The organism is Stomatobaculum sp., from assembly GCF_057248925.1.
On the sequence record NZ_DBHIHF010000027.1, the window covers coordinates 1 to 17,685 of the forward strand.

The following is a 17,685-nucleotide window of genomic DNA, read 5'->3' on the forward strand; positions in this document are numbered from 1 at the left end:
CGCCGCCGCCCACTACAATGATTTGTCTCATGAATTCACTCAAATCTGCGTCAGTACGAAAATCGCGTAAATCGCGCGAATCGCATTCTCGAAATCGCGTCCCTTGACGCCGATGATGATATTGAACTCCGAAGAGCCCTGATCGATCATCTTTACATTGATGCGCTCGTGCGTGAGTGCCGCAAAGACGCGCGCCGCCGTGCCGCGCTGATCCTTCATGCCTCTGCCGACGACCGCAATCAGCGCGAGATCGTCTTCCAGAATAATCTGGTCCGGGTGCACCGCGCGGTGAATGCCGGTCACAATCTTCTGCTCGTGATCCAGGAACTCCGACTGGTGCACGACGATGGTCATCGAATCGATGCCGGAGGGCATGTGCTCGAGGCTGATATCATTGTCCTCAAAGACCTGCAGCACCTTGCGGCAGAAGCCGATCTCCGAGTTCATCATGTCCTTGTCAACCGTAATCGAGCAGAAGCCCTTTTTGCCCGCAATGCCGGTGATGGTGTAGCGCGGCTTTCTGCAGGTCGAGCTCACAATCATCGTGCCGCTGTCCTCCGGACGATTCGTGTTCCGGATGTTGATCGGAATCCCCTCTTTCCGCACCGGGAAAATCGCATCCTCGTGCATGACACCTGCGCCCATGTAGGAGAGCTCGCGGAGCTCCTGGTAGGTGATGGTCTCAATGACCGCGGGATCCTCGACAATGTGGGGATCTGCACAGAGGAAGCCGGACACATCCGTCCAGTTCTCATAGAGGTCGGCGTGAATCGCACCCGCAATCACCGAGCCCGTGACATCCGAGCCGCCGCGGCTGAAAGTCGCGATGCTGCCGTCCTCCTTGCGCCCGTAAAAGCCCGGCACGACAGCGCAGTCATAGTCCTTCAGTCTCTCGGCGACCGCACTCTCGGTCTCCTCCGCGTTCAGAGTCCCGTCGTTGTGGAACAGAATCATATCCGCCGGGTCCACAAACGGAAAGCCGAGATATGCCGCCATCACATGGCCGTTCAGATACTCGCCGCGGCTCGCCGCATACTCCCGTCCGCACTGCGCGCGGAAGTTTTTCTCGAGCTCGGCAAATTCCGCACTGAGATCCAGATCCAGCGAGAGCCCGTCGATAATCTCCTGATAGCGCCCTCTGATTTCCTTCAGCGTCTCCTGAAAGAGCGCCTCATCTTCCGTGCTGTCATAGAGCTGATAGAGGAGGTCGGTCACCTTCGTGTCACCGCTGTGGCGCTTGCCCGGTGCGCTCGGCACGACATAGCGCCGCGCCGCATCGCTCCGGATAATCTCACCGACCTTCTTGAACTGCTCCGCACTGGCGAGGGAACTACCGCCAAATTTTACTACCTTCTTCATGCACTCCTACTCTCCTTACTTGTCTGTTTCTTTTGGGATGGAGAGCTCACCCGCGAAAATACGCTACGCCCGCGGCGAAGATGCCGAGGTCCTGGCGAAGCGGAATATTCTTGTTAATGTGTTCTCCGATTCTCTCCGGATGCGCCATCTTACCGTAGATGCGTCCGTCCTGACTGGTGATGCCCTCAATCGCCGCATACGAGCCGTTCGGCGTCCAGAGCTCGTCGGTCGAGACTCTGCCCTCCAGATCGCAGTACTGCGTCGCGACCTGTCCTGCCCGGAAGAGCGCCTCAATCGTCTCCTGCGGCGCGACAAAACGTCCTTCACCGTGCGAGATTACATTCGCATACACGCCGCCGAGCTCCGCGTTTTGAAGCCACGGAGACTTGTCCGAGACAACCTTCAGGTTCACCATGCGGCTCAAATGTCTGCCGATTCGGTTCATTGCGAGGGTCGGCGCATCCGGCGCCTGCTCCCTGATGTTTGCGTCCGGCAGGAGGCCGAGCTTAATCAGCGCCTGGAAGCCGTTACAGATACCGAGCACCAGGCCGTCGCGCTCGTTTAAGAGCTTTAAGAGCTCCTCCTTCACCACCTCGTTCCGGAAGACCTGCGCAAAGAACTTTGCGGAGCCGTCCGGTTCGTCGCCCGCCGAGAAGCCGCCCGGGAACATCACAATCTGGGCATTCCGGATTTCGTTCCGGTATGCTTCCACGGAAGCCGCGATGTCCTCCGCGTTTTGATTGCGGAAGATGGGCGCGCTCGCAACGGCGCCGACTGCTTCAAACGCACGCGCCGAGTCGTACTCGCAGTTCGTGCCCGGGAAGACAGGGATAAAGACGCGCGGCGTGCCGATCTTGTGACCGCAGACTGCGACGGTGGCCGCGTGGTAGAGCGGGCGATCCAGAATCTCGCCGTCCTCGGTGACACGGGTCGGGAACACCTCCTCGAGGGTTCCGGTCCACGCCTTTTCCGCCTCCGATAGCGAAATTTCGGTGCCACGGTAGGAAAGCACGGGCGCTGCCGTCACTTCGCCAAAGAGTTCTGTGCGGCAGGAGAGTTTTCCGAGCGCCTCTGCCGGCACTTCGAGCAGGAGGTTGCACCAGCCCGGCGCAAACAAGGTTGCCTCGCTCACACTGTCCGCGAGCTTCACGCCGAGGCCGTTGCCGAGCGCCATCTTCGTGACAGCCTCCGCCGCGCCGTGGCGCTCCAAAACATAAGCACTCAGAACGCGCTTTGCCTTGATGTCTTCGGTGAGCGCGCGGTACTGCGCCTTCAAATCTTCATAGTCCGGCAAGAGATCGCCGTCGCGCTTTACCGTGAGGAGCACGAGGCGGTTGCCCGCAGCCTTCAGTTCCGGTGTGATGATATCCTTTACCGAAGCGACATCGACCGCAAAACTCACCAGCGTCGGCGGCACGTCGATTTCGTTAAAGGTACCGGACATCGAGTCCTTGCCGCCGATTGAGGCGAGGCCGAGCTCCAGCTGTGCCTCGTAGGCGCCGAGCAGAGCCGCAAACGGCTGCGACCATCTCTCCGGCTTGTTGTCATCCATGCGGCGGAAGAACTCCTGGAAGGTCAGATGAATCTTATCGATGTCTCCGCCGACCGCCGCGACCTTCGCGACCGAGTCGCAGACCGCGTAAACCGCGCCGTGATAGGGGCTCCAGCTCGAGAGATAGGGATCAAAACCGTAGCTCATGACCGTCGCCGCATCGGTATGTCCCTTTAAGAGCGGAATCTTTGCGATCATGCTCTGCGTCTCGGTCAGCTGGTACTTGCCGCCGTAAGGCATCGTGACGGTGCCCGCGCCGATCGAGGCGTCGAACATCTCAACCAGGCCCTTCTGTGAGCAGACATTCAGATCGGCGAGGATATTCAGCCACTTGTCTCTGACCGACTCTCCGGCCGCATAGCCGAAGGGGTTCTCGCTCCGCTTCGGCAGCTCCACCTCGACCTCTGCGGTCAGGTGCGCGCCGTTCGTGTCGAGGAAGGCGCGGGACAGATTGACAATCGCCTTGCCTCTCCAGTTTAAGACGAGACGCGGTTCCGCCGTAACCACGGCAACCGGCGTTGCCTCGAGATTTTCTTCCTTCGCGTACCGCAGGAAGGCATCGACATCCTTCGGGTCGAGCACGCAGGCCATGCGCTCCTGCGACTCGGAAATCGCAATCTCCGTGCCGTCGAGCCCCGCATACTTCAGCGGCACCTTGTCGAGATCCACGGTGAGGCCCGGTGCGAGCTCGCCGATTGCGACCGCGACGCCGCCTGCGCCGAAGTCATTGCACTTCTTGATTAAGAGGCTCACCTCCGGGCGGCGGAACATGTGCTGAATTTTCCGTTCGGTCGGCGCGTTGCCCTTCTGGACTTCGGCGCCGCAGCTCTCAATCGAAGCCGTCGTATGAATCTTCGAAGAGCCGGTTGCGCCACCGATGCCGTCGCGGCCGGTTCTGCCGCCGAGCAGCACAATCACATCCCCCGGGTCGGAACTCATGCGCACCACGTTCTTCTTCGGCGCCGCTGCCATGACCGCGCCGAGCTCCATGCGCTTCGCGACATAGTCGGGGTGATAAATTTCCTTCACATAGCCGGTCGCGAGACCGACCTGGTTTCCGTAGGAGGAATAGCCGTGCGCTGCCTCTCTGACAATCTTTCGCTGCGGGAGTTTACCCGGCAGTGTCTCGCCGAGCGGTCGGGTCGGATCCGCCGCGCCGGTGATGCGCATGGCCTGATAGACATAGGTTCTGCCGGACAGCGGGTCACGGATGGCGCCGCCGAGGCAGGTCGCCGCGCCGCCGAAGGGCTCAATCTCCGTCGGGTGGTTGTGGGTCTCGTTCTTAAAGTTGACAAGCCACTCCTCCTCCTTGCCATCGACCGTAATCGGCACGACAACGGAGCAGGCATTGATCTCATCCGTCTCCTCCTGGTCAGTGAGCTTGCCGTCCTTCTTTAAGCGGCGCATGCCCATCAGCGCGAGATCCATGAGGCAGATGAACTTATCGCTTCTGCCGCCGAGCAGATCCTCGTGATCGCGGCGATAGCGCTCATAGGTCTTCGTAAGGCGCTCGCGGAAGTCGCCGTCGAGAAAACTCACCTTTGTGAGCTCGGTCTGGAAGGTCGTGTGGCGGCAGTGATCCGACCAATAAGTATCGAGGACACGAATCTCGGTCACGGTCGGATTTCTCTTCTCGCTCTCGAAATAATGACGGATCTCCAGGAAGTCTTCATACGTCATCGCGAGACCGAAGGAGGCGTAGAGCGCCCGGAAATCATCCTCCGGCATCGTGGTGAAGCCTTCTACGGTCTTCACAGCGTCCGGTGCCGGATAGTTCTGCGTGAGCGTCTCCGGCTTTTCCTCCGTGCACTCTCTGGAGTCCACGGGGTTGATACAGAAATGTTTGACAGCTTCGATTTCCTGCTCGCTGAGTTTTCCGGAGAGCACATAGGTCGTCGCCGTCCGGATGACCGGCGCCACATCCTTGTCGATCAGCTGCACGCACTGCACCGCGGAATCCGCGCGCTGGTCAAACTGTCCCGGCAGATACTCCGCGGAAAAGACGGTGTCGCCCGCTTCCTTCGGAAATGTCTCCTCGTAGAGCTCATCGAGCGGCGGCTCGGAAAAGATGGTTCCGCGCGCCTGTACAAAGGTCTTGTCATCCAGATTTTCGATGTCATAGCGAACCAGCACGCGCACACCGGCAATATCGGAAATGCCGAGATAGGTCTTGATGTTCTCAAACAGTTCTGCCGCGCGCACGGCATACGCTTTCTTCTTCTCTACATAGATTCTTCTAACGCCCATTTCTGAATTCCCTCCCGGATAACCGATTGCCTCACTCCAATGCCTGCATACTCATTGCCAGAAGCCGCTGTACCTCGTCGAGCGGAATGTCAAGCCGCGCTGCCAGTTCTTCGGGGCTCGCCTCCCTGCCGAGCTCTGCCGCGAGTTCCGAAGACAGTTCCGTCATCGCGTTCATGCGGTCCGCAAGTGTCTGCTCCGCCGTATCGCTCTGTCGGTTCTCCCGCACGGCTTCTTCCAAAGCTGTATGCACTTTCTGTTTAATGGTATCACGAAGTACAGTGCTTTCCAATATTTTTTCATCGCAGAGCGCCGCGGTCAGCGCGAGATTTGCGACGCCGATCAGTTCACCCGCCTCCATACTGCCGATAAAGGGCTGAATTTCCGCGAGCGCAGTGCCAAGATAGCCCTCGGTGAGGCGCTTTCTGGCGCGCGCATCGTTTGCCCTGAGCTTTTCGAGGAGCGCTGCCTCCTCTTCCGGCTCCAGTGCCGGAATCAGCTTTAATTCCTCGAGATAGAGAGAAAGCAGGTCTGCGCCTGTCATCCCCTCATTCCCGGTCTCCGCCTGTGTCTGTTCCTCTCTCCCGCCGGAGAGCTCTCCTGCCCGTCTCATAACCGCCTCCTCAGAGTTCACTGATTACCAGTCCCATCGCGCGAAGCCGCGCCACGGTTGCCTGATCCCAGAGCTGTTCCAGGGCCTTATCCCCCGGAAATACCGTCACACTCACGCCGCTCACAAGGCGCAGCGTCTTTTCCTCATACTGCAAATTCCAATAAAAGCCGCTCACCTCTTCGGGGCGCAACCGGCTCCCGCTCTCCGCGAGAAAAGTCGCACTCTCCTGCCGGTTTAAGCGGAGCACTAGGCGGAAGGCCTGCGGCGCTTTCTTGCCGCGGATTGCCTGAAACGCGAGTTCCCTGACTTCGCCCCAGCGGACAAAATCCTCCCGTCCGAGCTCCTGCTCCTCTTCCGCGCTGTACCAGTCCTTGGTGCGCCTGCCGTCAATCTCGAGCGAGAAAGCCGTCCGAAAAGATGCCTCGCAGAGCAGAAAAGTGTCAAAGCTCTCGCTCCGGAACAAGGCCCCGGTAAATGCGCGCAACTCCTCTGCCTTATACGCCTTCATAGCGCAGTGCCTCCCGCACGGCAGTGAAGAAATTGCTACCGCTGTAATTTTTGCTGACTTTTCCTTCAATGCTGTCCCAGAGGCCCGCATTTTCCGCAATCGGGTGAGCGCTCAGGTAGCGTTCATAGGCCTCGCGCACCAGATTCTGCAGTCTCTCATCCTGCAGGCTCTTCCGCCGCTCCGCGGTCGCCTCGGTGTCGTAGCTCACCGGGCATTTGAACACATAGTACTTGCCGTCAAGTTCCGTCACGACGCTCACGGTATTGTCCTCCATTGCGAAAGCGACCCGCTCGAGCGCCGGGGCCAGGTCGCCCCGCGCCACCTTCTTGACCGGCGCATCCGCGGCGCAATATTTCCGCGCGAGGGTTCGGAAATCGCCGCCGGCAATCGCCTCGTCGCGGAGCTTTTCGGCGTCTTCCCGCTTTTCGCACGCGGCACTCTGCAACCGTATCACCTTCGCCTCGCTCTCGCTGACCTCCGCTCTTCTGTCTTCGCGCATCGTCTTCCGGAGCTTCAGCGCGCGCGCATACTGCTGAAACATGAACTCGACCTCTTCTTCGCTGAGTCCGCCGAAGGACGGCTGATTCTGCACCGAATTCGTATAGAAGCGCTCTGCCGCCTCATGGAGGCGTCTCATCTCCTCGGTGTCGAGCTTTACATTCCGCTCCTCCGCCATGCCGTTCATCGCGCTGAGCTCATAGAAAAACTCCTTTAGCTCATCGAAGTAAGCCTCCGAGAAGGTCTCTCGTCCGCCGCTCACGCGTTTGTCCCAGATTTCTTTCCCGTAGACTTCCTCTGTCTCCTGCCTTGCGGATGCGATGACCAGTAAAAGCTGCGCTTCGGAATAGGGCAGCGCGGTGCTCTCGGCTGCCTTCTCTTCCTTCTTCCCGCAGGCCGCAGAAGACAGCATAACATGACAAGAAGCAGGGTGAGGATTTTCCCACCCCGCTTCCGCGCCTGCTTCGTTCTCTCTCTCATCAATTTCGTATCCATCCTCCTCAGCGGTATAAGCCGTACTCCGCGATGAGCGCCACCAGAATGCCGACCACCACACCCGCGGCGACCTGCAACGGTGTGTGTCCGACCAGCTCCTTGAGTTTGACCGGCAGTAAGTCGGGGTCCTCCTGTTTCCAGAAATCCGTCTCCATCATCTTATTCAGAAGCTTTGACTGCTTTCCGGTCTCCTGGCGAACGCCAATCGCATCTGTCATCACAATCATCGCGAGGATAAAACTCACGGCAAATTCAAACGAAGCGGCGCCGTAACAATAGCCCGCGCCGAGCGCAAGCGCCGAAACCGTCGCGCTGTGTGAACTCGGCATGCCGCCGTTGCCGAGGAGGCGCTCAAATTTCACCGTTCCCGTCGACCAGAACTCCAGCACGAATTTGACGAGCTGGGCCGCAAAAAACGCGATGACCGCGCTCATCAGCACCTGATTTTCCCGCAATTGATGAAATATACTCATGTAACCCTTTCTCTGTCTGTCCGCCCGCTCAGTAGCCGATGAGCCAGTCATAGAGCTCCTGGTACTTGAGTGCCGACTGCTGCCAAGAGTAGTCGGCCTGCATCGCGCGATCCACAATGTGGTTCCAGTCGCGCCGTCTCTCGCTGAAAATCAGCTTCGCATAGCGAATGCAGTCGAGCATCTCGTGCGCATTGTAGTTGGCAAAGCAGAATCCGGTACCGGTATTGGCGAATTCATTGTAAGGCTCCACCGTGTCCTTCAGACCGCCTGTCTCGCGGACAATCGGAAGCGTCCCGTAGTGGAGCGCTATCATCTGCGAGAGGCCGCAGGGCTCAAAGAGCGACGGCATCAGATAGGCGTCGGCTCCCGCGTAAATCGCATGGGCCACATCGTCCGAATAGTAAATTTGTGCCGAGAGCTTGTCGTGGTACTTCCAGTCGTAGTGGCGGAACAAGTTCTCGTAACGCTCCTCTCCCGTGCCGAGAACCACGAACTGGATGTCCTCCTGACAAAGCTCCTCAATGACACCCTGAATCAGATCGAACCCCTTCTGATCCGTCAGTCGGGAAACAATGCCGAGCACAAACTTCTTGTCGTCGACCGGCAGTCCGAGGCGCTCCTGGAGCGCTGCCTTGTTTTTCTTCTTCTCATGGCGGAAGTTTTTCACATCGTAGCGCGCGGCAATCTTCGGATCCGTCGCCGGGTCGAACTCGCGGTAGTCAATGCCGTTTACAATGCCGCGGAGCGAATTGCGCCGCGCCCGCATGAGGCCGTCTAAGCCCTCGCCGTAAAACGGCATCTGAATTTCCTCGGCATAGGTCGGGCTCACAGTCGTGATGGCGTCCGCGTAGACAATACCGCCCTTCAAAAAGTTGCCGTTTTTATAGGACTCCAGTTTGTCCGGCGTGAAGAAATATTCCGAGAGACCGGTGATCCGCTCAATGGTCTCGACATCCCAGATTCCCTGGAATTTCAGATTGTGAATGGTCATCACGGATTTGATGCCCCGGAAAAATTCGCCGCCCGCAAAGCGCTCTTTTAAGTAGACCGGAATGAGACCTGTCTGCCAGTCGTGGCAGTGAATCAGATCCGGACGGAAATTGAGAAGCGGGAGGGCCGAAAGCACGGCGCGCGAGAAGAACGCAAACTTCTCGAGATCGTAGAGCCAGTCGCCGTAGGGGCGCAGCCCGCCGAAATAACTCTCATTGTCGATGAAATAAAAGGTGATGCCGTCTTCTACCAGCTTTAAGACGCCGACATAGCGGTCTGCGCCGTTAAAGTTCATGTAGAAATGCGTCACATATTCCATCTGATTCCGGTATCTCTCCGGAATGCAGAGATATTTTGGCAGCACGACGCGCACATCGAAGTATCTCCGGTCGAAACAGGCCGGCAGGGATCCGGCGACATCGGCGAGTCCTCCGGTCTTAATAAACGGAACCGCTTCCGAAGTAGCAAACAAGATGTTCTTCATCTCATTTCTTCCTTTCTTTTCTCTGCAAGTTGTTTCATTTCCTCTGCTGTCTTCAGGACACCTTCGGTAATCTCGGCGCCCCCAATGAGTCGTCCCAATTCTAGGTAGAGCGCCTCTCCCGTGATTTCCCGAATTTCCGTCTCCGTCTTGCTGCCGTCCGTCTCCTTCGCAATCAGGTAGTGGTGATCCGCCATGGCTGCGAGCTGCGGGAGATGGGTGATGCAGAGTACCTGACGAGTCCGGCTGATTTCCATCAGTTTCTCCGAGACGAGCTGTGCGGTGCGCCCGCTGATGCCCGCATCGATTTCGTCAAAGATCAGGGTCTCCACCCGATCTTTTGCCGCGAGTACGGTCTGCAGGGCAAGCATCACGCGGGACAGCTCGCCGCCGCTCGCAATCTGGCGGAGCGGCTTGATTTCCTCGCCCGGATTGGTCCGAATATAGAATTCCGCGCTCTCGCTGCCGCTCTCCGCGAAATCAGCAAGCTTTGCAAAACGGACTTCAAAGCGTGCGCCCTTGAAATTCAACGCCGCGAGTTCGGTCTCGACCCGCGTCGCAAGGCTTTCCGCCGCCCGATGCCGGAACTCCCGCAGTGCGGCTGCCGCCGCACAGAGCGTTTGCAGTGCGCTTTCCTTTTGCTGTGTTACGGTCTCGGCACTCCGTAAGAGCGTGGTGATTGCCGCAGCGCGCGCCTCTTTTTGAGCAAGCAGATGAAGCAGGCCTTCCTCATCGCAGTCGTACTTCGCCTCGAGGTGGCGCAGCAAATCGAGCCGCTCGCCAAGACGGTTTAAAGTCTCCTCGTCACTCTCGACCTTTCCCTGCTCCCCGCGCACGGCTTCGGCGGCATCCTGAACGAGGGCGTCGAGCTCAGTCAGCTGTCCCGCAAGCGCTTCGAGCGATGTCGCATAGCGCACCACGGCGCGCACCGCGCGGAGTGCCTCCGAAACCGCATCGGTCTGAAGCGCACGCTCAGCCTCGGCGAGAGCCTCTTCAATCTGCGCCGCGTGTTTTGCGCTCGCATAGGCTTCGGCGAGTTCTGCCTCCTCGCCCGGATGTATCCCGCTCTCCGAGAGTTCCCGGATTTCAAAGGCGAGTAAATCTGCCTCCCGGAGCAGCGCTGCGCGGTCGGCGCTCTCCCGCTCTTGACAAAGCAGCTGCCGGTACGCCCGATAGGCCTCCGCATAAGCTTCCCGGGCTGCCTGCCCCGCCGGCGGCAGCAGTTCGTCGAGCAGCCGCCCGTGCATCTCGGTCGAGAAAAGAGTCTGCACCTCGTGCTGCCCGTGAATGTCAATGAGCAGGGCCGCGAGTTCCTTTAACTGCCGCGCCGTGACCGCCTCGCCGTTAATCCGGGATATGCTCCGGGTCTTCTGGATTTTCCGGCTCACGATGACGGTTCCGTCCTCCTCCAGCACAATCGAGAGAGCCGCGAGGCGCTCTCTCAATTCTTTTCGCTGTACCGAAAAGATAAGTTCCAGATAGGCGGCCTCCTCGCCGTTCCGTATCATATCCCGCCCCGTCTTCGCGCCGAGCAGGGCGGAAATCGAATCAATCAGTATGGATTTTCCGGCACCTGTCTCACCGGACAGCACTGTGAAGCCCGCTTCAAACGAGAGGCTCGCCTCCCGAATCAGTGCAAAGTTCTTCACCCGCAATCCCAGCAGCATGGTTCACCTCAGCCCAGAAGCATTTTTCTGATCTGCTCCATGAGAAGCAGCGTGTCATCCGTGGAGCGCGTCGCACAGAATACCGTGTCGTCACCGGCCACGCAGCCCACAATTTCGTGGAGATGCATTGCATCCAGCGAGGCTGCGACCGCCATGGCCATACCGGAGACCGTCTTGACAACCAGGATGTTCTGGGCTCTGTCCATGCCATGGTAGCTGTCCCGGAGAATCCGGACATACTTCTCAATCTTCGGGTCCTCGTTCTGCATGACCGTGTAGCGCTGCTTGCCGCTGTCCGTTGCGACTTTGGTGAGCCGCATCTCACGGATGTCGCGGGATACCGTGGCCTGCGTTACGCGAAAGCCGGCCTTTCTGAGCTCTTCGACCAGCTCCTCCTGCGTCTCGATTTCCTTTTTTCCAATCAGTTCGACAATTTTCGAATGTCTCTCCAGCTTCATCTGTCGCCCCCCTCACAACGCCGCCATCTTACTGCGCAGCTGCGCCAAAAAGCTCTCTCCCCCGATACGGACCACCGGTGTGGTCTGCTGACTCTCCGAAATGCGCACGAGGTCGCCCCCGAGCAGTTCTTCGGTCGCGGCGCCGTCAAAATCGGCGCTCTGAATGCCCCGCTCCTCTTCCGGAATCCAGACCTCGAGGACATCCTCCGCGCGGAGCACAATACTCGCGCGATACAGCGAGTGCGGACAAATCGGTGTCAGCACCGTCATACGCGCGGCAGGATCAATGATCGGGCCTCCGGCGCTCAGATTATAGGCCGTCGAACCGGTCGGTGTTGAGATAATAATACCATCTGCCTTATATTCATTCAAGAAAGCCCCGTTTACATAAATCCGGAAATGCACCGGACCGGCGCTTGTTTTTCGCGAGACGACAATCTCATTCAGCGCGAGCCACTCGTGGTCGCGCGGGCTCTCATGCCCGTTCCGGATGACCCTGCCGTTCAGCATCATCCGCTCTTCGATGACATAGTCGTCCGCGATGAGTTTCTGCAAGACATCGGGGATTTCTTCGTCGCTGCTCGCAACCGTGAGATAGCCGAGGTGACCGAGGTTGATGCCGACCAGCGGCACGCCGCTCCCGGCGAGTCCCCGCGCTGCGCGAATCAGAGTCCCGTCGCCGCCGAGTGTCAGCACGCAGTCGTAGTCTTCGCCGCGAATTCCCGCGATATCATGCTCTTCGATGTCGACCAGTTCGGCGCCGAGCGACAGCAGCTGCTCCCGGATCAACGCGGCCTTCTCCACCGCGTGCTCCTTCCCGCGATTCAGGAAAAGTAAAAACCGTCTCATACTTTTCCTCCCGCCAGCATCTCATGCGCCGCGCGAACCACAGCGCGCGCGGTCTCCGGCGTCACTGCGGGAGAACTCTCGCTTTCCTCCGCGGTGCGAAGCCAGATCAGGTACTCGATATTGCCTTCCGGCCCGCGTATCGGCGAAAAGCTCAGGCCCTGCGGCACAAAGCCCGAGGCCGCCGCATAGCCGAGCACTTTCTCAATGACCTCAACATGGATTTTCGGCTCCCGCACCACACCGTGCTTGCCGACCTGCTCTCTCCCCGCCTCAAACTGAGGTTTGATGAGCGCGACCACTTCGCCCTCTGCGGAGAGCAGCGCCCGCACCGCCGGCAAAACCTTCTCGAGCGAGATAAACGAGACATCAATCGAGGAAAAGGCGATTTCCTCCGGCACTTCCTGCCGGGTCGCATAGCGGATGTTGGTCTTTTCGAGACACACGACGCGCGTATCGTTCCGGAGTTTCCAGTCGAGCTGACCGTGCCCCACATCGACCGCGTAGACCTTAAGCGCCCCGTTTTGCAGCATGCAGTCCGTAAAACCGCCGGTCGAGGCGCCGACATCCATGCAGACTTTACCTGTGAGCGAGAGCGGAAACTCTTTCAGCGCCTTTTCGAGTTTCAGGCCGCCGCGGCTCACATAGGGCAGGCGATTGCCGCGCACCTCGATGGTCACTTCCGACGGAAAGTTCTGTCCTGCCTTGTCCTCCCGCTGTCCGTCCACGAATACCACGCCGGCCATGATGAGCGCCTTTGCCTTTTCACGGCTCTCCGCGAGGCCGCGCGCCGTCATCATAACGTCCAGTCTCTCTTTCATTCCGTTCCTCTCCACTCACCAGTGATACTTGTCCCGCAGCACGCGGACAATCGAATCTGAATCAATGCCGAGGTGTTGCCGGAGCACCGACACATCGCCGTGCTCCACATAAGCGTCCGGCAACGCAATGTGTGTCACCGAGAGTTCTTTCTCCTGCGACGAAGCCCATTCGGCCACCTCGAGACCGAAGCCGCCGCGGAGCACATTCTCCTCGAGCGTCACAAAGTTCTGGTGCGTCTCTGCGAGTTCTGCGAGAAGATCCCGGTCAATCGGCTTCGCAAAGCGCATATTGACAAGCGTACAGGGCTGGCCGAGCGCCTTTAACTTTTCTCTGACATGCTCCGCCGTGCTCACCATGCTGCCGAGCGCGAGCAGAGCTGTCTTTTCCTCGCGAAAAATAAGCTCTGCCTTGCCGAAGCGTATCGCTTCTCTGTGTTCCGGAAGCCCGCGATAGGCCTGACCGCGCGGATAGCGTATCGCAATCGGACCGCCGTAGGAAAAGGCAAAGCGGAGTTCTTCTTCCAGCTCCCAACAATTCTTCGGCGCAAGTATGGTCATGTTCGGAATACAGCCGAGATAGGATAGGTCAAAGACACCTTGATGGGTCTCGCCGTCCGCGCCGACCAGACCCGCACGATCAATCGCAAAGACTACCGGCAGGTTCTGGATACAGACATCGTGAAGCACCTGATCAAAGCCGCGCTGCAAAAAGGACGAGTAGACCGCAACGACCGGCTTCATGCCGCCCGCCGCGAGGCCCGCCGCACTCGTCACGGCGTGCTGCTCGGCAATGCCCACGTCAAAATAGCGCTGCGGATAACGCCGCCCGAACGCCGCGAGCCCCGTGCCCTCCGGCATCGCCGCCGTGACTGCGACAATGCGGGGATCCTCCGCGGCGAGCTGAATCAGGGTCTTGGAAAAGACATCGGTGTAGTCCGGATAGTGCTTATTCTTTTTCGGGATGCCGGTCGCAAGCTCAAAGGGTCCGACGCCGTGAAACAAATCCGGATGCCGCTCCGCCGGGCGGTAGCCCTTGCCCTTTTCGGTGATGACATGCACGAGAACCGCGCGGTTTAAGCGCCGTGCCTCCTCAAAGACGCGCATCAGTTTTTTAATGTCGTGTCCGTCGACCGGTCCGAGATAGGTCACGCCGAGATTTTCAAAGAGCATCCCCGGCACAAAGAGCTGTTTGATGCCGTTTTTGGTGGTTCTGAGACTCTCGACCATGCGCTTTCCGACCCCCGGAATCGCCGAGAGCGCTTCCGCGACATTCTCTTTCAGGCGGTTATAGCCCACCGAAGTCCGGATGGAATTCAGATAGGCGGACATGCCACCCACATTCTCGGAGATGGACATGCGGTTGTCATTCAGCACAATGATGAAATTCGACTTGAGCTGTCCCGCATTGTTCAGCGCCTCGTAGGCCATGCCGCCGGTCAGCGCGCCGTCACCGATGACCGAAATCACCGCATGATGCTCGCCGCGAAGATCCCGCGCCGTTGCCATGCCGAGTCCCGCCGAAATCGAGGTGGAAGAATGTCCGGTGTTAAACGCGTCGCACGGGTTTTCGTTCCGCTTCGGAAAACCCGCAATGCCGCCGAACTGCCTAAGCCCCGCAAAATCCTTTTTGCGGCCGCTCAGAATCTTATGCGTGTAGGACTGATGTCCGACATCCCAGATGATTTTATCTTCCGGCGGCGAAAAGCTGAGATACATGGCCATCGTGAGCTCCACGACGCCGAGATTGCTCGCGAGATGTCCGCCCGACTCCGCGCAGTGTGCAATCAGAAAACGCCGGATTTCGGACGCGAGCGCCCCCCATTCCGCTGCCGGTATCCGGCGTATGTCCGCCGGTCCGTTGATTTGATCCAATCGACTCATAACTCTCTCCGTCCTCAGAAGCGGCGGTCCGTGAGATAGGCAATGAGCGCCGCGAGGGTTTCTGTCTCGCCCGGGAACTCCCGAAGGCGCTGCTCTGCCGCTTCACTCTGTTGTCTGACAGCCTCTCTCGCGGCTTCCAGCCCAAAAAGGGAGACATAGGTCGTCTTCTGATTTTTTTCATCCGAATGCAGCGGTTTGCCGAGCTCTGCCTCGGTCGCGGTCTCGTCGAGAATATCGTCCTGAATCTGGAACGCGAGACCGACTGCCCTGCCGATCTGCTCGGCACATGAAATTTCTGCCTCACTCGCCCCGCCGAGAGCCGCCCCCATCATAAAGGCGGCCTCGAGAAGGGCGCCGGTTTTCAAGCGGTAGATGAAGTCGAGCGTCGTCGCATCCAGGCGCTCTCCGGTCTTCTCGACATCCACGGACTGCCCGCCGAGCATGCCGCCGACACCGCTCTTCTCGCCGAGTATCGCGAGCGCCCGTGCCGCCCTCTCCGGATGGCGGGACTGTCCCACGGCGCGCCCGGCCACGGTCAGTGCTTCCAACACCAGTCCGTCGCCCGCGAGCGTTCCCATGGCCTCGCCGTAGACATACCAGGTCGTCGGCTTGCCGCGGCGCAGCGTATCATTGTCCATGCAGGGTAAATCGTCGTGCACCAGCGAAAAACTGTGTATCATCTCAAGCGCCGCGAGGAAGGGCGCCGCCTCTTCCTTCCAGCCCGTCTCACCGCGCCGCTCCGCAAAACTTTTGCAGGTCTCAAAGAGCAGAATCGGGCGTATGCGCTTGCCGCCGTTCTCGACAGCCTCCCGCATGGCCCGGATCACGGTGCGCTGCAACCCCTCTTCACAGGGCAGCGCAGCGCGAATCAGCGTCTCGATTTCTGTTTTGTCATAGGGAAGTGTCGGCATAGCGATCCTCCAGAACTTCCATCTGCTCTTCGACAAAGGTGAGCCGCTCGTTGATCTCGCCTGCGAGCTTCATACCTTTTTCGTAGAGCGAAAAGGCCTCCTCGAGGCTGGTATCGCTCGCCTCAAGCTTTTCCAGCAGCGCTTCGAGGCGCTCCATGCTCGCTTCGACCGACAGCTTGCTCTTCTTCTTTGCCGCCACCTGCTTCTTCCCCTGCTCAAGCTTTTCGTCCATGGTTCTCCTCCTCCTGCTGTTCTCTCCTGATTTCTTCGACTCTGACCTCCGCCGCGCCGTCCAGGAAGCGAAGGTTTAGCCGCTCTCCTGCCGTGAGGCTTGCGGCGCTCTGCACGGCTGTGCCGTCTTCGTGCGCAGCGTAGGCATAGCCGCCGGTCAGACGATTGAGCGGAGAAGACGCGCGAAGACGCGCCGCGAGCAGCTGAAACGCCGCCCGCCGCGCCTGTATCTTTTTGTTCAGTCCTGCCTCGAGTCCCTGCCGCAGCGCGCGGGTGCGCTGCTGTCTCGCACTGAGCAATTCTTCGGGCGCGTTCAGCCGGAGCTGGAAGCCCGCCCCTCTTGCGCGCGCGCGGAGATCGCCCACTTTCTCCCGAAGCCCCCGAGACAGTTGCTGCCGCAGCCCCGCAATCAGGGCCAGCTGCGCTGCCAGATTCGGGACACCGCGCTCCGCTGCCGCCGAAGGCGTCGCCGCGCGGAGATCCGCGACAAAGTCGAGAAGGGTCACATCCGACTCGTGCCCGACCGCAGAAATCAGGGGCGTCTCGCAGGCGTAGGCTGCCCGCGCGACCCGCTCGTCGTTAAAGCACCAGAGATCTTCGAGAGAGCCGCCGCCGCGTCCCACAATCATGAGATCTACACCGCGCCGGTCGAGGGTCCGAATCCCCCGCACGATGCTCTCTGCCGCGCCCTCTCCCTGCACCAGCGCCGGATAGAGCACGATTTTGACATAGGGATTCTGTTGGCGGGCAACGGTCTGAATGTCATGAATCGCCGCGCCGCTCGGGCTCGTCACGACGCCGAGCGTCAAGACAAAGCGGGGCAGGGGCTTCTTGTGCGCCGCGTCAAAGAGACCTTCCGCTTCGAGCGCGCGGAGGCGCGCCTGATAGAGCGCATAGAGCTCACCCTGTCCCAGTTTCTCGACGGTTTTCGTGTTCAGCTGGTAGACGCCCGCTTTTTCGTAGACTGTCACGGCTCCCGTACAGACCACCTGCATGCCGTCCGCAAGGCGCATGTCGAGGCCGAGTGCATTCTGCCGGTAGATGACGCCGCGGAGTTCCGCGCCGCTGTCCTTCAAGGTAAAGTAAATATGCCCGCTCGCGTGATACTTCACATTGGAGAGCTCGCCCTGCACGCGAAGCCCCGCGAGCAGAAAATCCTCGCGGAACAGATTGCCCACATAGGCATTGAGCTGCGTCACCGTATAAATCGTTGCCATTTAGACCAGTTTCGCGAGGACGCCGTTCACAAAAGAGGGTGCCTCTTCTCCGCCGAATTTCTTTGCGAGCTCTACAGCCTCATTGATTGCGACCTTCTCCGGGATGTTCTCGTCGAAACGGAGCTCGAAGCAGGCGAGGCGGAGGATTGTGAGCTCCACGCGCCCCATCTGCCGGAGACTCCAGCCGGAGGACGCCTGCTGCAGGATGCCGTCAATCTCCTCGCGTTTGTCGAGAACGGCTTTGACGCGCTCCCGGCATATCTTCCGCTCTTCCTCACTGAATTCCGGACTCTCGTCCTCTTCGTCCGGAACTTCGCATAAATACGCATCAATCTGCCCGTCCGCCTCCGCAGGCGCGCAAAAATCGGTGCTGAACAGCATCTTAAAGCAATGCTCTCTGAGCGCTCGTCTTGTCATCTCCTATCCTTTCCAAAGCACAT

At 59.3% G+C, this 17,685-nt stretch carries 16 protein-coding genes; all 16 read right to left on the bottom strand.

Annotation, left to right across the window (positions count from 1 at the left end; translation table 11 throughout):
• Window positions 1-39 precede the first annotated feature (39 nt).
• The 16 genes from ACO4XG_RS09315 to nusB all read right to left on the bottom strand — a co-directional run bounded on the left by ACO4XG_RS09315 (window position 40) and on the right by nusB (window position 17,662).
• Window positions 40-1,359: an aspartate kinase gene (locus ACO4XG_RS09315; protein ID WP_308509058.1), complete on the bottom strand. Its 1,320-nt coding sequence runs from the start codon at window positions 1,357-1,359 to the stop codon at window positions 40-42.
• Window positions 1,360-1,405: 46 nt separating this feature from the next.
• On the bottom strand, window positions 1,406-5,158 hold the full coding sequence (locus ACO4XG_RS09320; protein WP_308509059.1) for a phosphoribosylformylglycinamidine synthase: 3,753 nt from the start codon (window positions 5,156-5,158) through the stop codon (window positions 1,406-1,408).
• A gap of 31 nt (window positions 5,159-5,189) precedes the next feature.
• Complete coding sequence (locus ACO4XG_RS09325; protein ID WP_308509060.1) at window positions 5,190-5,768, bottom strand: sigma-70 domain-containing protein; 579 nt, start codon at window positions 5,766-5,768, stop codon at window positions 5,190-5,192.
• A gap of 10 nt (window positions 5,769-5,778) precedes the next feature.
• The gene (locus ACO4XG_RS09330) at window positions 5,779-6,276 is read right to left on the bottom strand and encodes a DUF5721 family protein (RefSeq protein ID WP_308509061.1); all 498 of its coding nucleotides are present in this window, start codon (window positions 6,274-6,276) and stop codon (window positions 5,779-5,781) included.
• A complete protein-coding gene (locus tag ACO4XG_RS09335) occupies window positions 6,263-7,186 on the bottom strand; it encodes a peptidylprolyl isomerase (RefSeq protein ID WP_485129693.1) in 924 nt (307 codons plus the stop codon). Before ACO4XG_RS09335 ends, ACO4XG_RS09330 begins: the two co-directional genes overlap by 14 nt.
• Before the next feature lie 88 nt (window positions 7,187-7,274).
• Window positions 7,275-7,742: a divergent PAP2 family protein gene (locus ACO4XG_RS09340; RefSeq protein WP_308509063.1), complete on the bottom strand. Its 468-nt coding sequence runs from the start codon at window positions 7,740-7,742 to the stop codon at window positions 7,275-7,277.
• Between the two features lie 28 nt (window positions 7,743-7,770).
• Window positions 7,771-9,216: a glycogen synthase GlgA gene (glgA, locus tag ACO4XG_RS09345; RefSeq protein WP_308509064.1), complete on the bottom strand. Its 1,446-nt coding sequence runs from the start codon at window positions 9,214-9,216 to the stop codon at window positions 7,771-7,773.
• The gene (gene recN, locus ACO4XG_RS09350) at window positions 9,213-10,880 is read right to left on the bottom strand and encodes a DNA repair protein RecN (RefSeq protein WP_308509065.1); all 1,668 of its coding nucleotides are present in this window, start codon (window positions 10,878-10,880) and stop codon (window positions 9,213-9,215) included. Before recN ends, glgA begins: the two co-directional genes overlap by 4 nt.
• Before the next feature lie 8 nt (window positions 10,881-10,888).
• Complete coding sequence (gene argR / locus ACO4XG_RS09355) at window positions 10,889-11,338, bottom strand: arginine repressor (protein WP_308509066.1); 450 nt, start codon at window positions 11,336-11,338, stop codon at window positions 10,889-10,891.
• Window positions 11,339-11,350: 12 nt separating this feature from the next.
• Window positions 11,351-12,187, bottom strand: a complete 837-nt coding sequence (locus ACO4XG_RS09360) for an NAD(+)/NADH kinase (protein WP_308509067.1) — start codon at window positions 12,185-12,187, stop codon at window positions 11,351-11,353.
• Window positions 12,184-13,005: a TlyA family RNA methyltransferase gene (locus tag ACO4XG_RS09365; protein ID WP_308509068.1), complete on the bottom strand. Its 822-nt coding sequence runs from the start codon at window positions 13,003-13,005 to the stop codon at window positions 12,184-12,186. The genes ACO4XG_RS09360 and ACO4XG_RS09365 overlap by 4 nt, the downstream gene beginning before the upstream one ends.
• A 15-nt stretch (window positions 13,006-13,020) precedes the next feature.
• Window positions 13,021-14,886, bottom strand: coding sequence for a 1-deoxy-D-xylulose-5-phosphate synthase (gene dxs, locus ACO4XG_RS09370; protein WP_308509069.1), 1,866 nt, complete (start codon window positions 14,884-14,886; stop codon window positions 13,021-13,023).
• A gap of 14 nt (window positions 14,887-14,900) precedes the next feature.
• Window positions 14,901-15,797: a polyprenyl synthetase family protein gene (locus tag ACO4XG_RS09375; RefSeq protein WP_308509070.1), complete on the bottom strand. Its 897-nt coding sequence runs from the start codon at window positions 15,795-15,797 to the stop codon at window positions 14,901-14,903.
• On the bottom strand, window positions 15,778-16,029 hold the full coding sequence (gene xseB, locus ACO4XG_RS09380) for an exodeoxyribonuclease VII small subunit (protein ID WP_308509071.1): 252 nt from the start codon (window positions 16,027-16,029) through the stop codon (window positions 15,778-15,780). The genes ACO4XG_RS09375 and xseB overlap by 20 nt, the downstream gene beginning before the upstream one ends.
• Window positions 16,013-17,245, bottom strand: coding sequence for an exodeoxyribonuclease VII large subunit (gene xseA, locus ACO4XG_RS09385; protein WP_308509072.1), 1,233 nt, complete (start codon window positions 17,243-17,245; stop codon window positions 16,013-16,015). The genes xseB and xseA overlap by 17 nt, the downstream gene beginning before the upstream one ends.
• A complete protein-coding gene (gene nusB / locus ACO4XG_RS09390; RefSeq protein WP_009532396.1) occupies window positions 17,246-17,662 on the bottom strand; it encodes a transcription antitermination factor NusB in 417 nt (138 codons plus the stop codon).
• Window positions 17,663-17,685: the final 23 nt, after the last annotated feature.

Excerpts from the sequence above, each read along its gene's own strand:
- ACO4XG_RS09315 (WP_308509058.1), bottom strand. The coding sequence starts at position 1,359 with ATGAAGAAGGTAGTAAAATTTGGCGGTAGTTCCCTCGCCAGTGCGGAG.
- ACO4XG_RS09320 (WP_308509059.1), bottom strand. The coding sequence starts at position 5,158 with ATGGGCGTTAGAAGAATCTATGTAGAGAAGAAGAAAGCGTATGCCGTG.
- ACO4XG_RS09325 (WP_308509060.1), bottom strand. The coding sequence starts at position 5,768 with ATGAGACGGGCAGGAGAGCTCTCCGGCGGGAGAGAGGAACAGACACAG.
- ACO4XG_RS09330 (WP_308509061.1), bottom strand. The coding sequence starts at position 6,276 with ATGAAGGCGTATAAGGCAGAGGAGTTGCGCGCATTTACCGGGGCCTTG.
- ACO4XG_RS09335 (WP_485129693.1), bottom strand. The coding sequence starts at position 7,186 with ATGCTGTCTTCTGCGGCCTGCGGGAAGAAGGAAGAGAAGGCAGCCGAG.
- ACO4XG_RS09340 (WP_308509063.1), bottom strand. The coding sequence starts at position 7,742 with ATGAGTATATTTCATCAATTGCGGGAAAATCAGGTGCTGATGAGCGCG.
- glgA (WP_308509064.1), bottom strand. The coding sequence starts at position 9,216 with ATGAAGAACATCTTGTTTGCTACTTCGGAAGCGGTTCCGTTTATTAAG.
- recN (WP_308509065.1), bottom strand. The coding sequence starts at position 10,880 with ATGCTGCTGGGATTGCGGGTGAAGAACTTTGCACTGATTCGGGAGGCG.
- argR (WP_308509066.1), bottom strand. The coding sequence starts at position 11,338 with ATGAAGCTGGAGAGACATTCGAAAATTGTCGAACTGATTGGAAAAAAG.
- ACO4XG_RS09360 (WP_308509067.1), bottom strand. The coding sequence starts at position 12,187 with ATGAGACGGTTTTTACTTTTCCTGAATCGCGGGAAGGAGCACGCGGTG.
- ACO4XG_RS09365 (WP_308509068.1), bottom strand. The coding sequence starts at position 13,005 with ATGAAAGAGAGACTGGACGTTATGATGACGGCGCGCGGCCTCGCGGAG.
- dxs (WP_308509069.1), bottom strand. The coding sequence starts at position 14,886 with ATGAGTCGATTGGATCAAATCAACGGACCGGCGGACATACGCCGGATA.
- ACO4XG_RS09375 (WP_308509070.1), bottom strand. The coding sequence starts at position 15,797 with ATGCCGACACTTCCCTATGACAAAACAGAAATCGAGACGCTGATTCGC.
- xseB (WP_308509071.1), bottom strand. The coding sequence starts at position 16,029 with ATGGACGAAAAGCTTGAGCAGGGGAAGAAGCAGGTGGCGGCAAAGAAG.
- xseA (WP_308509072.1), bottom strand. The coding sequence starts at position 17,245 with ATGGCAACGATTTATACGGTGACGCAGCTCAATGCCTATGTGGGCAAT.
- nusB (WP_009532396.1), bottom strand. The coding sequence starts at position 17,662 with ATGACAAGACGAGCGCTCAGAGAGCATTGCTTTAAGATGCTGTTCAGC.